This is a genomic window from Paenibacillus sp. FSL H7-0714 (assembly GCF_038003765.1).
Taxonomy (GTDB): domain Bacteria; phylum Bacillota; class Bacilli; order Paenibacillales; family Paenibacillaceae; genus Paenibacillus_AQ.
In genome coordinates, this window is record NZ_JBBOPT010000001.1 from 6413172 (window position 1) to 6428124 (window position 14953).

At 45.1% G+C, this 14953-nt stretch carries 24 protein-coding genes; all 24 read right to left on the reverse strand.

The annotated features are described in order from the left end of the window. Positions 1–16: 16 nt before the first annotated feature. Positions 17–1117, reverse strand: coding sequence for an Mrp/NBP35 family ATP-binding protein (locus NST34_RS28890; RefSeq protein WP_076300967.1), 1101 nt, complete (start codon positions 1115–1117; stop codon positions 17–19). Between the two features lie 90 nt (positions 1118–1207). Beyond that, on the reverse strand, positions 1208–1948 hold the full coding sequence (gene cwlD, locus NST34_RS28895) for an N-acetylmuramoyl-L-alanine amidase CwlD (protein WP_076286844.1): 741 nt from the start codon (positions 1946–1948) through the stop codon (positions 1208–1210). 78 nt (positions 1949–2026) lie between these two features. Further along, entirely contained in the window at positions 2027–3196 is a 1170-nt protein-coding gene (gene sat / locus NST34_RS28900; RefSeq protein WP_341129240.1) for a sulfate adenylyltransferase, read from the reverse strand. Positions 3197–3233: 37 nt separating this feature from the next. Beyond that, positions 3234–3926, reverse strand: coding sequence for a phosphoadenylyl-sulfate reductase (locus NST34_RS28905; RefSeq protein ID WP_341129241.1), 693 nt, complete (start codon positions 3924–3926; stop codon positions 3234–3236). A 235-nt stretch (positions 3927–4161) separates the two neighbouring features. Continuing rightward, positions 4162–4554: a 30S ribosomal protein S9 gene (rpsI, locus tag NST34_RS28910; RefSeq protein ID WP_025706574.1), complete on the reverse strand. Its 393-nt coding sequence runs from the start codon at positions 4552–4554 to the stop codon at positions 4162–4164. A gap of 20 nt (positions 4555–4574) precedes the next feature. Then, entirely contained in the window at positions 4575–5012 is a 438-nt protein-coding gene (rplM, locus tag NST34_RS28915) for a 50S ribosomal protein L13 (protein WP_036680589.1), read from the reverse strand. Between the two features lie 217 nt (positions 5013–5229). Beyond that, positions 5230–6024, reverse strand: a complete 795-nt coding sequence (gene truA, locus NST34_RS28920; protein ID WP_042192157.1) for a tRNA pseudouridine(38-40) synthase TruA — start codon at positions 6022–6024, stop codon at positions 5230–5232. Between the two features lie 300 nt (positions 6025–6324). Further along, entirely contained in the window at positions 6325–6690 is a 366-nt protein-coding gene (gene rplQ / locus NST34_RS28925; RefSeq protein ID WP_019908254.1) for a 50S ribosomal protein L17, read from the reverse strand. Between the two features lie 33 nt (positions 6691–6723). Next, the gene (locus NST34_RS28930; protein ID WP_036680585.1) at positions 6724–7668 is read right to left on the reverse strand and encodes a DNA-directed RNA polymerase subunit alpha; all 945 of its coding nucleotides are present in this window, start codon (positions 7666–7668) and stop codon (positions 6724–6726) included. Positions 7669–7798: 130 nt separating this feature from the next. Beyond that, complete coding sequence (gene rpsK / locus NST34_RS28935; RefSeq protein WP_019908251.1) at positions 7799–8194, reverse strand: 30S ribosomal protein S11; 396 nt, start codon at positions 8192–8194, stop codon at positions 7799–7801. Positions 8195–8213: 19 nt separating this feature from the next. Then, positions 8214–8582, reverse strand: a complete 369-nt coding sequence (gene rpsM, locus NST34_RS28940) for a 30S ribosomal protein S13 (RefSeq protein WP_341129242.1) — start codon at positions 8580–8582, stop codon at positions 8214–8216. A gap of 19 nt (positions 8583–8601) precedes the next feature. Continuing rightward, complete coding sequence (gene rpmJ, locus NST34_RS28945) at positions 8602–8715, reverse strand: 50S ribosomal protein L36 (protein ID WP_003322638.1); 114 nt, start codon at positions 8713–8715, stop codon at positions 8602–8604. A 53-nt stretch (positions 8716–8768) separates the two neighbouring features. Continuing rightward, a complete protein-coding gene (gene infA, locus NST34_RS28950) occupies positions 8769–8984 on the reverse strand; it encodes a translation initiation factor IF-1 (RefSeq protein ID WP_036652996.1) in 216 nt (71 codons plus the stop codon). A gap of 2 nt (positions 8985–8986) precedes the next feature. After that, positions 8987–9295 (reverse strand): KOW domain-containing RNA-binding protein, encoded by a 309-nt coding sequence (locus NST34_RS28955; RefSeq protein ID WP_042131215.1) that lies wholly within the window; start codon positions 9293–9295, stop codon positions 8987–8989. An 11-nt stretch (positions 9296–9306) separates the two neighbouring features. Continuing rightward, entirely contained in the window at positions 9307–10059 is a 753-nt protein-coding gene (map, locus tag NST34_RS28960) for a type I methionyl aminopeptidase (protein ID WP_076286848.1), read from the reverse strand. Between the two features lie 4 nt (positions 10060–10063). Beyond that, positions 10064–10708, reverse strand: a complete 645-nt coding sequence (locus tag NST34_RS28965; protein WP_076286849.1) for an adenylate kinase — start codon at positions 10706–10708, stop codon at positions 10064–10066. A 96-nt stretch (positions 10709–10804) separates the two neighbouring features. Further along, complete coding sequence (gene secY, locus NST34_RS28970; RefSeq protein ID WP_076286850.1) at positions 10805–12103, reverse strand: preprotein translocase subunit SecY; 1299 nt, start codon at positions 12101–12103, stop codon at positions 10805–10807. Then, positions 12103–12543, reverse strand: coding sequence for a 50S ribosomal protein L15 (gene rplO, locus NST34_RS28975; protein WP_036680569.1), 441 nt, complete (start codon positions 12541–12543; stop codon positions 12103–12105). Before rplO ends, secY begins: the two co-directional genes overlap by 1 nt. A 40-nt stretch (positions 12544–12583) precedes the next feature. Then, on the reverse strand, positions 12584–12769 hold the full coding sequence (rpmD, locus tag NST34_RS28980; protein WP_036680567.1) for a 50S ribosomal protein L30: 186 nt from the start codon (positions 12767–12769) through the stop codon (positions 12584–12586). A gap of 14 nt (positions 12770–12783) precedes the next feature. Then, the gene (rpsE, locus tag NST34_RS28985) at positions 12784–13281 is read right to left on the reverse strand and encodes a 30S ribosomal protein S5 (RefSeq protein WP_036652980.1); all 498 of its coding nucleotides are present in this window, start codon (positions 13279–13281) and stop codon (positions 12784–12786) included. A 27-nt stretch (positions 13282–13308) separates the two neighbouring features. After that, positions 13309–13677 (reverse strand): 50S ribosomal protein L18, encoded by a 369-nt coding sequence (rplR, locus tag NST34_RS28990; protein ID WP_042131220.1) that lies wholly within the window; start codon positions 13675–13677, stop codon positions 13309–13311. 84 nt (positions 13678–13761) lie between these two features. After that, positions 13762–14304, reverse strand: coding sequence for a 50S ribosomal protein L6 (gene rplF, locus NST34_RS28995; RefSeq protein ID WP_042192166.1), 543 nt, complete (start codon positions 14302–14304; stop codon positions 13762–13764). 30 nt (positions 14305–14334) lie between these two features. Further along, complete coding sequence (gene rpsH, locus NST34_RS29000) at positions 14335–14733, reverse strand: 30S ribosomal protein S8 (protein WP_036680560.1); 399 nt, start codon at positions 14731–14733, stop codon at positions 14335–14337. A 32-nt stretch (positions 14734–14765) separates the two neighbouring features. Next, the gene (locus NST34_RS29005) at positions 14766–14951 is read right to left on the reverse strand and encodes a type Z 30S ribosomal protein S14 (RefSeq protein ID WP_013312154.1); all 186 of its coding nucleotides are present in this window, start codon (positions 14949–14951) and stop codon (positions 14766–14768) included. Between the last annotated feature and the right edge of the window lie 2 nt (positions 14952–14953).

Consider the following 14953-nt stretch of genomic DNA (forward strand, 5'->3'; position numbering starts at 1 on the left):
TTTTTATGTACAAGAGTTAGTGCTCATATTTGGCAATAAGTTTATCAGCAATTTCTGCAAATAATTGTCCTGATGGTGTCTCTTCTTTGTATACAGAAGGTGAGAAATCCGGTTCGGAAATATGGTTGTCCGGTGCACCTAGCGGTATTTGTGCAAGCAGCTCCGTATGAAGCGTCTCGGCAAGCCTCGCTCCTCCGCCTCTGCCAAAGATATAATCTTTCTTACCACAGTCAGTGCACTCATAATAAGCCATATTCTCAATGACTCCAATAATCTCATGATCTGTCTGTAGAGCCATAGAGCCCGCTCTAGCCGCCACAAACGCTGCGGTAGCGTGAGGTGTCGTAACTATAATCTCTTTGCTGTGAGGCAGCATCTGATGCACGTCAAGTGCCACATCACCAGTACCTGGGGGAAGATCAAGCAGCATATAATCAAGTTCACCCCAACCAACATCATTGAAGAACTGGCGAAGCATTTTACCCAGCATAGGTCCCCGCCAAATAACTGGACTATTCTCACGAATAAAGAAGCCCATAGACATGACCTTCACTCCAAAACGTTCCACAGGAATAATCGTTCCTTCTTCTACAACTGGTCCCTCTTCGATCCCCATCATATCGGGAATACTGAAACCATAAATATCAGCATCGATAAGACCAACTTTTTTCCCTTTTCTTGCAAGGGCTACGGCCAAATTCACCGTTACGGTTGACTTACCAACTCCACCTTTGCCGCTGGCCACGGCGATAAAGTTCACGCCAGAGCTCTCGCTAATTAATTCATGGTCATCAAGGCCTGCTGCATGTCCTTTAAGTTTCCCAGGTTCATCGAAATCCTCTACGCTCTCTCCGCGAAGTATAGCACGTTCATAATCGGTTGCATCACGAAGCCGGATATGTACATTAGAAACCCCACCCGCTTCAAGCAATTCACGAACCTGTTGTTCTAGATCCATGCGACTTTGCTCTTCAGGATTCAGACATATGATAGATAAAGAAATACGGTCTTCTTTAATCATAATGTCACGGATCAGCTGTAGTTCCACAAGGCTTTTTCCAGTTTCAGAGTCTGTTAATGGCTGCAGTATTTCCTGAATTTGTTCCTTAGTCAGCATGGGAAGCACCTCTGTTTCCTTTCCGGTTGAGAAATTCTCCGGAGTTTTTGTCTATTATAGCATTACCTGTCTCCCCATGAGTAGTCCTGACTACTCGGAGGCGTACCGAAGAATCCCCCGATAAATGCTAGTCGCAACCTTACGCTGATAGACATCATTTCCAAGTAGAGCAGATTCCTGAGGATGTGATAAGAAGCCAACTTCTACAAGTACCGCTGGTATTTTCAATGCTTTTAACAGATAAACAGTATTCACTGTCTTAGCCACACGATCCGTATTCTCCAGCGTAGTCTTCAGCTCACTCTGCACAAACTCCGCTATAGCTTTATTATCCTTGTGATTGGGGTAGTAAAAGGTCTGTGCTCCACTCCAACGATTGGAAGGGACACTGTTCATGTGAACGCTTATAAAAAGGTCTGCGCCTTTTTCTTCGATACTTCTTACTCTTTGTTTAAGATCTTCTGTCTTACGCTTAGAATAGCCCTTAGTACCTTCCTGAGCCAAATCATAATCACCTTCACGAGTCATTACTACAATAGCACCTGCCTGCTGCAAATAATCACGCAAATAAAGCGATACCGCGAGATTAATATCTTTCTCAATTAGCCCTTCCCGGCTAACCGCTCCTCCATCAGCTCCACCATGTCCCGCATCGAGCGCAATAACTTTTCCTGACAAGGGCAGACTCCAATAATTTAGTGTTTTAGCGGTAGGCATGTCATATGCAATAATTCCGATCATTATAGCTAGCAATATCACGCCAAGCATACTTTTTTTGATACTGCTCCATGAAATCCAGACCGAGACTTTACTCTGCTTTCGGCCAGACATAACAAAGACCCCCTCGTCCCGATAGATAATACTCATCTATATGGGACAAGAAGGTCAAATAGTACTAGCTGTTAATGATTAAGCTGTAACTTCTTGAGTCATACCTTCAATCAGAATCTTCGCAACCTCAGGCCGTGTAAATTCTGGCGGAGGACATTGGCCATCACGGAGCAAAGCACGTACCTTCGTACCCGACAATGTCATGTGATCATCACTAGGATGAGGGCAAGTTTTACTGGATGCCATATTCCCGCATTTTTTACAGAAGAAGCTATGTTCAAAAAATAATGGAGTAATATCAAGTTCTTCAGCACTAAAATTCGAGAAAATTTCCTGTGCTTCATAAGTGCCATAATAATCACCTACCCCAGCATGGTCACGACCGACGATGAAATGGGTACAGCCGTAATTTTTGCGAACCATTGCATGGAAAATTGCTTCTCTAGGGCCTGCATAACGCATTGCCGCCGGAAAAACACCAAGGAAGGTACGATCCTCAGGATAATAGTTCTCCAAAAGCGCCAGATAGCTCTTCATCCGTACATTTGCCGGTACATCATCTGACTTCGTCTCACCCACAAGCGGATTTAGGAATAGAGCGTCTACAACCTCCATAGCGCACTTTTGAATGTACTCGTGAGCTCGATGGACCGGATTGCGTGTTTGGAAGCCTACAACCGTTCTCCAGCCCTTTTCAGCAAATATCTTCCGCGTATCCGCAGGATCAAAATAAAATTCACCGAACTTCTCTGGCTGTGGGCGGTTCAAGACTGTAATGGGTCCCCCAACATAAGTTGCAGGGCGAGCCAACAGCTTGCTCACACCTGGATGTTCAGGGTCTGTTGTTTTGAAGACATTTTGTGCTTCAATCGTTTGATCAACAGTATATATACTCTCAATATCCAATAATCCGTAAATCTCTCCGTCCTCTTCACCGATTAGAGAAACTTTATCCCCAATTGATAAACCGGCAGCCACATCATCTTCTACAGCCAGTGTTATTGGAATACTCCATACTGTGCCATCTGCTAATCGCATGTTTTTTACTACTGAATGATAGTCTTGCTCATTTAAAAAGCCTGTCAGTGGCGAAAATGCTCCTACAGCTATAAGATCCAAATCGGATAAAGTCCAGGTATTTAAGGCAATTACCTTACTATCACGCGCGAGATTTAGCAATTCTTCTCTTTCAGTACCCTCTACTACACGGTTAACCAAAGTTCCGCCATGCGGACGTATTGAAGTCATCTTAGTCTCTCCTTCTATGTTCCCACAGGGATATGTCTTACTTGTGCAATCCGCACTCTGTCTTCTCTGATCCAGACCAACGGCCAGCACGCGGATCTTCACCTGGCATAACCTGACGTGTACATTGCTCACAGCCAATACTTGGATAGTTACGGTCATGTAGAGGGTTATAGATTACGTCATTTTCACGAATATAGTTCCATACATCTTCTGACGTCCAATCCGCAATAGGATTAAACTTCACTAAACCAAATTTATAATCATACTCGACCTTTTTAGCATTTGCACGGGTAGGCGCTTGATCGCGACGAATTCCAGTAATCCATGCCTCATATTGAGATAATATACGAGTCAATGGTTCAACTTTACGAATACCACAGCATTGATTTGGGTCAACCGTCCATAGCGCATCACCGTATTGAAGTGCTTGCTCCTGCGTGGTGAGTTGCGGAGACACTCGTACAAACTCTAATCCGTATTTGTCTGCCATCAAATCTCTGGTTTCGTAGGTTTCCTTAAAATGATAATCTGTATCGAGATAAAAGACATCAGTAGATGGACTAACTTTGTGAAGCATATCAACAAGCACTACATCTTCGGCACCAAAGCTGCAGGCAAAAGTAATGTTAGGAAATATTTCTACAGCCCAGCGGATAATATCCTCGGGTGAAGCACTCTCTAATTCTTCGGCCTTTATTCTGATCAAATCTTCTTTCTCGAGCAGGTTCATTAAGGTATTCCTCCATCCAAAATATTAATCGTATGAATAAATGAGGTAAAAGAAGTAATAAAACCAACTATTTCTATATGAAATAGTATATAACTTTTACTGAGGAAGTCAATGAGTTTCAACCCTCAGAATTAGTAAATGAATGCAAAAAAAGCCCATTTCTTGTTCGAAAGGGGCTGCTAAAAAAAATAAAACCCTCGACCGTAAAGGCCAAGGGTTGAATTCTTGATAAATATTAACGTTTCGAGAACTGAGGCGCACGACGTGCAGCCTTCAAGCCGTATTTCTTACGTTCCTTCATACGTGGGTCACGAGTCAGGAAGCCGGCTTTCTTAAGCGCACCGCGATATTCAGGGTCAACTTTAAGCAATGCACGGGAGATACCGTGACGAATTGCTCCAGCTTGACCGGAAATGCCGCCACCATGTGCAAGAACGATTACATCGTAGTTGCCTAGTGTTTCAGTCAGGTTCAAAGGTTGTTTTACGATCATTTTCAGTGTTTCCACACCGAAATATTCGTCCATCTCACGTTTGTTAATGACAATGCGTCCTTCACCCGGTACAAGGCGAACACGTGCTACCGAATGTTTACGACGACCTGTCCCATAGTATTGTACTTGTGCCATGAAACTGTCCTCCTCTATTCTTATCCGCGAAGTTCGTAAACTTCAGGTTTTTGTGCTGCATGTGGATGCTCGGCGCCTGCATATACTTTCAATCTCAGCTTCATGTGGTCCCCTTGACGAGTCTTAGGAATCATACCATGAACAGCGAATTCAATTACGCGTTCTGGTTTAGTATTCAGCAAAGTTTCAGCATTAGTAACTTTCAAGCCACCTGGGTGCATCGAGTGACGGTAGTATTTCTTGTTTTGCAATTTCTTACCGGTCAAGTGAATCTTCTCAGCGTTGATTACGATAACGAAATCTCCTGTATCAACGTGTGGAGTGAATTGCGGTTTGTGTTTGCCACGGATCAAAGCAGCGGCTTCGCTGGCCAAACGACCGAGTGTCTTGCCTTCGGCATCAATAATGTGCCAATTGCGTTCAACTTCGTTCGGCTTCGCCATATAGGTGGTACGCATGAATGTTTCCTCCTTGTTCTCGTACGAAAATCTTCTGTTTCGTATATCTTGTTTCTCATTGAATTACAATTATGTGAGTTAAGCAAAGCATTTTTTTGGCATTTCCTTGATCGGGGCTGTGGGATAGCCATCAAGAAAACACAACTTTTATATTACAGTATAAACATAACAAGTGCAAGTGATTTTTAAACATTCAGTCTATTATTCAGGAAGAAATTTATAGAAAAAAAGATTCACTTTCAGTCTCGTCATATTCTACACTCCACAAAGCCAACCCCTTGGCCATAGCTGTTGGACCAGCAGCAGAACGATCACATGCCGCCAATATCTCAGCAACATGATCAGCATCTATTTTACCTTCCCCCACATGGATCAAAGTCCCCATAATAATGCGAACCATATGCTGAAGAAATCCACTACCCGTTATATAAGTTTGGATCACTCCCTGATCTAATGAAGAGGGTCGGCACATGCTGCGGTCTACTTCCATATGAGCTTCAAAGATCGTTCGTACATGAGAGGCCTTAGTAGACCTCCGTGAAGCAAACGAAGTGAAGTCATGTGTCCCTAAAATATGCGTTAAGCCTTGCTGCATCGCAGGAATGTCCAACCTCACCGGATGATGAAGCTGCCAGCGCCGTTGAAACGGGTCTGGAAACCTGTTGCCGTTAATCGTGTATCGGTAAGTTTTACGCTTAGCTCCTCTACGAGAGTGAAACGTCAGCGGTACTTCCCTAGCCTCAGTAACCACGATATCTTGTGGCAGCCGGGCATTAAGCGCCAGACACCAACGTTCAAGTGGGATTCGAGAGGAGGTCGTAAAGTTAAAAGGCTGACCGTAGGCGTGTACTCCGGCATCTGTGCGACCAGAAGCAGTAATCTTAAGCTCCTCACCTGTCAGATGGAGTATCGCTTGCTCCAGCCGATCTTGAATCGTATTGCCCTGAGGCTGGGTCTGAAAGCCATCATAATTTGTTCCGTCATAATTGACCTTCATCAATAGATTACGCATTCCGTTCTCCTTTTTAAACCGTTCAGCAGAAACGTCGATCGAAGCACTGTCTGATCTTATTCAAGAGGAAAAAATGGCTTTGCCGTCCCTAGAAGGACGGCATCCATTAAAACTTCACTCCATTACTTCAAAAAAAAGAGCCCCTGCGGGAGCTCCTTCAATTGAACCAAGGTGATTCCCACGGTTATTAGTACAGCAGAGTCTTGCGCCTCTGCAGCACAATAACGCTGATATTTCCCCCATCTTTACTCCAAAGAGGGCCGGATGAAAGGGAAGCATCGGAAATCAATACTTGTGATACTACGCGCGGTCTACCAATTCAAGATAAACCATAGGCGCAGCGTCCCCACGACGAGGTCCGAGTTTCAGGATACGAGTGTATCCACCTGGACGCTCTGTGTAACGAGGAGCAATGTCAGAGAACAATTTTTGAATTGCATCTTGTTCACCATCAACAGTCTCGCGGCGAACAAATGCAGCTACTTGACGACGAGCATGAAGATCGCCTTTTTTAGCTTTAGTGATCAACTTTTCAGCGATAGAACGAACTTCTTTCGCTTTAGCTTCCGTTGTTTGGATGCGCTCGTATAAAAATAGATCCGTTACCATGTCGCGAAATAACGCTTTACGCGCACTGGAATCACGGCCCAATTTTTGGTATGCCATGTGTTTTCCCTCCTTTACTGTAACAATCTGTAGTTATTCTTCTGTACGTAGTCCCAAACCAAGTTCCTCAAGCTTCTCCTGAACTTCTTCCAAAGATTTACGACCAAGGTTACGCACCTTCATCATATCTTCTTCAGTCTTCGTGGTAAGCTCTTGTACGGTATTAATACCAGCACGTTTGAGGCAGTTGTAGGAGCGGACAGAAAGATCAAGCTCTTCGATTGTCATCTCTAGCACTTTTTCTTTTTTGTCTTCTTCTTTTTCAACCATAATTTCGGCGTCTTTCGCTTCGTCCGTAAGACCTACGAACAATACGAGGTGCTCGTTCAAAATTTTGGCTCCGAGGCTTACAGCCTCTTCCGGTCTAATACTGCCATCTGTCCAAATTTCAAGCGTCAATTTGTCGTAGTTGGTCACTTGACCAACACGTGTATTGTCTATGCCGTAGTTAACGCGTGAAATAGGAGTGTAGATGGAGTCAACCGGGATAACGCCAATTGGCTGATCGTCGCGTTTGTTCCGGTCCGCTTGGACGTAGCCGCGACCACGGCCTGCAAAAATACGCATGTGAAGTCTCGCACCAGGTCCCAGCGTTGCAATGTGAAGATCCGGGTTGAGGATCTCAACATCGCTGTCCGCACGGATATCACCTGCGGTAACGATGCCTTCCCCTTCGGCATCAATCTCAAACACTTTTTCCTCGTCTGAATGAATCTTCAGGGACAAGGCTTTAAGGTTCAGAATGATCTCCGTCACATCTTCCATTACGCCTGGAACGGTCGAGAACTCATGCAGAACGCCGTCAATTTGGACCGAAGTCACTGCGGCTCCTGGAAGCGAAGAAAGCAATATCCGGCGAAGTGAATTCCCCAGAGTCGTGCCATACCCACGTTCCAACGGTTCAACTACGAATTTCCCATAGGTACCTTCATCATTAGCTTCTACGGTCTCAATCTTCGGCTTTTCGATTTCTATCACGAGTTTACCCCTCCTTCAACGTCGCTCCTATATGAAACTGTCACCCCATCAGGTGCATCATGTAGTATGCCTAAACACCTATTATTAGCAGATGCGTCAGAATTATACCACATTTACAATACTGATTTCACTATACGCGACGACGTTTCGGCGGACGGCATCCATTGTGAGGAACCGGAGTTACGTCTTTAATAAGGTTAACTTCAAGCCCTGCAGCTTGAAGGGAACGGATGGCTGCTTCGCGGCCCGCGCCCGGTCCTTTAACCATAACCTCAACCGACTTCATGCCGTGCTCCATAGCTGCTTTAGCTGCTGATTCAGCTGCCATTTGTGCTGCGAATGGAGTCGACTTACGGGAACCTTTAAATCCTTGGCCGCCGGAGCTTGCCCAGGAAATTGCATTTCCGTGAGGATCTGTGATGGTAACGATGGTGTTATTGAACGTGGAACGAATATGTGCCACGCCGGATTCGATATTTTTACGGTCGCGACGTTTAGTACGTACGACTTTTTTCGGTTTAGCCATTGTCTCTTATCCCCCCTTATTATTTCTTCTTGTTTGCTACCGTACGACGCGGGCCTTTCCGGGTACGGGCATTGGTTTTAGTACGTTGACCGCGAACAGGCAATCCACGACGGTGACGAACACCGCGGTAACAGCCGATCTCAGTAAGACGTTTAATATTCAAGGAAATTTCACGACGCAGGTCACCTTCAACCTTAACTATTTTGTCGATCGTTTCACGCAGTTTGCTGACTTCATCTTCCGTCAAATCACGGACACGTGTATTAGCGCTAATGCCTGTTTCATTAAGAATTTTCTGAGAAGTCGTTTTACCGATTCCGAAAATATAAGTCAAGGCGATCTCAACGCGTTTGTCACGTGGCAAATCCACTCCAGCTATACGAGCCATTTTACGCTACACCCCCTTCTTAACCTTGTTTTTGTTTGTGTTTCGGATTTTCGCAAATCACCATAACAGTCCCTTTGCGGCGGATTACTTTACATTTCTCGCAAATGGGCTTTACAGAAGGTCTTACCTTCATGTTAATTACCTCCTCAAAGTTTTGCGAAGCAAAACTTTTTTCGTAGTTCCCATCTATTTACGGTAAGTTATACGACCTTTTGATAAATCATAAGGCGATAACTGCACGACCACTTTGTCTCCGGTCAAAATACGGATAAAGTGCATCCGCAATTTACCGGATACATGGGCAAGTATTTGATGACCGTTCTCAAGCTCAACCTTAAACGTTGCATTTGGCAACGGTTCAAGGACAGTACCTTCTACTTCAATGACATCTTCCTTAGCCACAGTTAGTCTCCTTTCTCATCAGCACTTATTCCGGTGGGTCCAGCATACTTCATGACTGCGTAACGCAGCTTTCCGTTTGTTACCCGCCCAGTTTCTTCCAAACTGTTCACAACCTCACTGCTGATGAAGGGTATGAGCTCAAGATGAAGAATATTCTTCTTCTTTGGCCCATCAAACTTACGTTTGTCTCCATCTGCAATGTATACAAATCTGCTATCAACAACTGCGATAACAACGGCTGCCTCTCCGGCATCTTTGCCTTTGAGAATTCTCACTAATTGACCAACCTGCGGGCTGCTCACAGTATTCAAGTGGAGATCACCTACGCATTCAGTTTTGTGAAAATTTCCATGCCGTCCGGAGTAACTGCTACTGTATGCTCAAAGTGAGCACATAGTGAGCCATCCACCGTAACGACAGTCCAGTTATCTTCCAGCGTTCTGACATGTCTCTTTCCTACGTTTACCATCGGCTCAATCGCGAGTACCATACCCGGTTTCAGACGTGGTCCGCGGTCCGCTATGCCATAATTCGGAATTTGCGGTTCTTCATGCAGTTTTGCCCCAATACCATGACCAACATACTCACGAACGACTGAGAAACCAGCCTCTTCGATGTATTGCTGGATAGCATGGGAGATTGTAAACAAGCGCACATCCGGTTTAACTAACGCCAGTCCCGCGTACAAGGAGCCTTCCGTAACGTCCAGCAAACGCTGAGCCTCTTCGGAAATGCTGCCCACACCGTAGGTCCAGGCGGAATCACCGTGATAACCGCGGTACTCTGCACCGATATCCAGCGTTACAATATCGCCTTCGATCAGTTTGCGTTTACCTGGAAATCCATGCACTAATTGTTCGTTGACTGAAGCGCAAATGCTGGCAGGAAAACCGTTGTAGCCTTTGAAAGACGGCACAGCACCTTGACTGCGAATGTATTGATCGGCGATTCTGTCGAGATCGCCCGTTGTAATGCCAGGCTCAATGGCCTCAGCAATAAGACGGTGACACTCGGCAACAATTCGACCAGCTTCCCTCATAAAGGCAAGTTCCTGTTCGGATTTACAAATGATCATTACATTAACCCCGCAATAAAGATACGATTTCAGAAGAAACGACATTGATTTCGTTTTCCCCATTTACCTGACGCAAAAGACCTTTATTATCATAAAACGCAAGCAGCGGCGCTGTCTTGTTATCATACTCATCCAGACGCTTGCCTACACTTTCTTCGTTGTCATCCGGACGTTGATACAATTCACCGCCATCAATGTCGCAAATGCCATCTTGCTTCGGCGGGTTGAAGATTAAATGGTAGGATGCTCCGCAAACTGTGCAGATACGACGTCCAGTAAGACGCGCCATCAACAGTCCACGGTCAACATTCAAGTTGATGACATGATCCAAAGAAGTGTTCAAACGGCTAAGAATTTCTTCCAGCGCTTCCGCTTGCGAAAGAGTTCTTGGAAAACCATCCAATAGAAATCCTTTTTCGCAATCGGACTGCTGCAGCCGTTCTTCAACTATACCAATGGTCACATCATCTGGTACAAGCAAACCTTGATCAATAAATGATTTGGCCTTCAGTCCTACTGGAGTCTCCTGTTTGATTGCCAAACGGAAAGCATCTCCTGTCGAAATATGAGGAATGCCAAATTCTTTTATGATCTCTGCCGCTTGTGTTCCCTTGCCTGCCCCCGGAGGGCCCATGAATAAAATGTTCACGATTTCTCTCTCCCCCCAAAAGTTCGCCACCAAGCAAGAAACAGCACAATAGGTGCCGGGAAGAAAGAGATCTCAAGCTTCGCCGGAACCTATCGCCTATTTATTGATGAAGCCTTTGTAATGGCGTTTAATCAATTGGCTCTCGATCTGCTTCATAGTATCCAATGCCACACCGATAACAATTAGCAGTGCAGTACCACCAATTTGAACTTCTTTGGGCAATCCGGATAAAGCACCGAAGAATACCGGCATTACAGAAATCACGGCTAGGAACAACGCACCGGACATGGTCAAGCGAGACATTACTCTAGTCAGATATTTCTCTGTGGCTTTACCAGGACGGATACCTGGAATGTACCCACCATTCTTCTTCATGTTATCAGCCATCTGTTGAGGATTCATTTGCACGAACGTATAGAAGAACGTGAAACCAATAATCATCACTACATACAGAAGCATACCAAGGGGTGCATCCATTGCTAAATACTTAGCAATCCATTTCGCCCAATCATGCGTTGACCAAAAACTGGAGAGAACAACTGGGAACTGAAGCAATGATACGGCGAAGATTACCGGAATAACACCAGCCGCATTAATCTTGAGCGGAATATGCGTATTCTGTCCACCGTACATTTTATTGCCGACTACGCGTTTAGCGTATTGAACAGGAATCTTCCGAATACCTTGCTGTACGAAGATAACTGCTGTAATAATCGCCACAATCACAATCAGCACGATAACGACTTTAAGAATATTCAGGAACACCTGATCCGGCTGAATAAAGCTTGAGTTAGCCGTACTCGTGATATGTCCCGGGATACCGGCGACGATTCCCGCAAAAATCAGGATCGAAATCCCGTTCCCGATTCCCTTTTCGGTAATCTGTTCACCAAGCCACATCAAGAAAGAAGTACCCGCCGTCAAGATAATGGCAACCAGCAAGTAATCAGCAAATGTCGCATTCGGCATCATTTGAGTTCCATAAATCCGGTTAAACCCTATCGACGTAGCAAAACCTTGGATCAGGGCTAATATCACTGTACCGTAACGAGTGATTTGCGCCAATTGTTTTTTCCCGTGCTCCCCTTGTTTAGCCCATTCAGCAAACTTAGGAACAACATCCATCGATAGCAATTGCACGATGATGGATGCTGTAATGTATGGGTAAATACTGATCGCAAATATCGAGAAGTTTTTGAGCGCTCCGCCCGAAAAGGTGTTCAAGAGTCCCATCAAAGCGTCACCGCTCTGATTTGCTGTTTGCAGTACATCTTTGTTCACACCAGGAACCGGAACAAACGAACCGATACGGTAGATAATCAGAATGAACAAGGTAAACAGGATCTTTTTGCGCAAATCTTCAACATGCCAGATATTCTTAAGCGTCTTGAACATTAGATCACCTCGGTTTTACCGCCGGCAGCCTCGATTTTCTCTACCGCAGATTGAGAGAACTTATTTGCTTGTACAGTCAATTTTACGGTCAACTCACCGTTGCCGAGAATCTTAATGCCGCTTTTGGAATTCTTGACAACACCAGTTTCAAGCAACAACTGCGGAGTCACTTCTGTTCCTTCTGCAAAGCTATTCAGATCTTCAAGGTTCACAATCGCATACTCTTTACGGGTAGGATTGACGAAACCACGTTTAGGCAGACGACGATAGAGCGGATTTTGTCCACCCTCGAAGCCCGGGCGAACACCACCGCCAGAACGTGAGTTTTGACCTTTGTGACCGCGACCGGAAGTTTTACCATTTCCGCTACTTGGTCCACGACCAACGCGATTGCGTTCTTTGCGGGAACCAGGAGCTGGAGCAAGTTCATGTAACTTCATCGTTTGCACCTCCTTATGTTTGTTAATTTATGCGAGGCGATTAGCCTTCAATTTCAGTTACAGATAGCAAGTGACTCACTTTGTTGATCATTCCGCGAATTGCAGGACTGTCATTGTGAACCACTGTCGTGTTGAGTTTACGTAGGCCGAGCGTCTTAACAGTAACACGTTGTGTTTCTGGACGTCCGATTACACTACGTACGAGGGTAATTTGCAATTTTGCCATTGACGTTCCCCTCCTTAACCGCGCAATTCTTCGACAGATTTGCCGCGAAGTTTCGCGACCTCTTCAATGCGTTTCAGACGGGAAAGTCCCTCCAAAGTTGCATTGACCATGTTCATGGAATTCGAAGAACCCAGTGATTTTGTCAAAATGTCGCCAACGCCTGCCAATTCCAATACCGCACGAACTGGACCGCCAGCGATAACGCCAGTACCCTCTGATGCTGGTTTCAGCAACACGCGTCCTGCGCCGAAGTGGCCAGTAACGAGATGGGGAATCGAAGTTCCTACGATTGGAATGTGAATCAGGTTTTTCTTGGCGTCTTCAATGCCTTTACGGATGGCATCCGGAACTTCGCCGGCTTTACCGATACCAGCACCGACGTAGCCATTGCCATCGCCCACAACAACGAGTGCACTAAAGCTGAAACGGCGTCCGCCTTTTACAACTTTTGCTACACGGTTAATGTGTACAACTCTTTCTGTCAGTTCTAAACTGTTCGGATCTACACGCAAGTCGTTAACCTCCTTTTAAGAATTATTCTAGAATTCAAGACCAGCTTCACGAGCTGCGTCAGCCAATGCTTGAATTCGTCCATGGTACAAGTAACCTCCGCGGTCGAATACGACCACTGCATAGCCTTTTTCTTTAGCACGCTCAGCGACCAATTGGCCAACTTTCGCTGCAGCTTCAACGCTGCCGCCATTACCGATGTTAGCGCTCAGTTCTTTATCAAGTGTAGAAGCGGATACGATAGTAACCCCTTTAACATCATCGATCAGTTGAGCGTAGATGTGTTTTGAAGAACGGAATACGTTCAAACGTGGACGCTCAGTAGTTCCCTGGATCTTCTTACGAACACGCAGGTGTCTTTTGAGACGAGCCTTGTTTTTATCTTCTTTTGTAATCATGACTTCCCTTTCACTCCCTTCAGTTTGCCGTAAACAGCTTCACTTTAAGATGCACGGGGTATCTTACAATTAAGTTCAAACTGGTTATTTCTTCTTACCAGCTTTACCTTCTTTGCGGATGATACGCTCGCCTTCATATTTGATACCTTTACCTTTATACGGTTCTGGCTCACGAACGGAACGAATTTTAGCAGCATATGCGCCAACGCGTTCTTTATCGATACCTTTAACGATGATCTTCGTGTTCGCAGGAACTTCAAACTCAATACCTGCTTCCGGTGTAATTTCAACCGGGTGGGAGTAACCAACGTTCAGAACGACTTTATCTCCGGATTTGCTTGCACGATATCCGACCCCAACCAATTCCAGAGATTTCGAGAAACCTTCAGTCACGCCTGCTACCATGTTGTTGACAACGGAGCGGGTTGTGCCGTGAAGTGAACGATGCAATTTGTTATCCGACGGACGAACAACGGTAATTTCGTTATTTTCAACTGTAACCTTCATGTCTTTATGAAGCTCACGAGTCAAAGAACCTTTTGGACCTTTTACTGTAATAACGGCGTTGTCCAAAGTGACATCTACACCGCTAGGTACTGCGATTGGTTTACGACCAATACGAGACATGTGTTGCACCTCCTTATCTTGTGACGTTTATTACCAAATGTAGCAGACAACTTCTCCGCCAGATTTTGATTGACGAGCTTCTTTGTCGGTCATAACTCCCTTAGATGTGGAGATAATCGCGATTCCTAGACCACCGAGTACACGAGGCACTTCATTGCTCTTCGTGTATACGCGAAGGCCTGGTTTACTGATTCTTTTCAAACCAGAAATAACACGCTCTTGGTTAGGGCCGTATTTCAAGAAGATACGGATAATCCCTTGTTTGCTATCTTCAACGAATTCCGCATCGCGGATGAAACCTTCACGCTTCAAAATGTCAGCGATTTGTTTCTTCATAGTAGAAGCAGGCATTTCTACCGTTTCGTGACGCACAATGTTAGCGTTACGAATACGAGTAAGCATATCTGCAATAGGATCAGACATAGTCATGTGTGTAAACCTCCTTCCCGTTTATAAACTTCTTACCAACTTGCTTTTTTCACGCCAGGGATCTGGCCTTTATAAGCTAATTCACGGAAACAAATTCTGCAAATTTTGAACTTTTGCAGTACCGAATGTGGACGACCACAACGTTCGCAACGTGTATATGCACGTACTTTAAACTTAGGCGTACGTTGTTGTTTAACTTTCATCGAAGTTTTTGCCACTT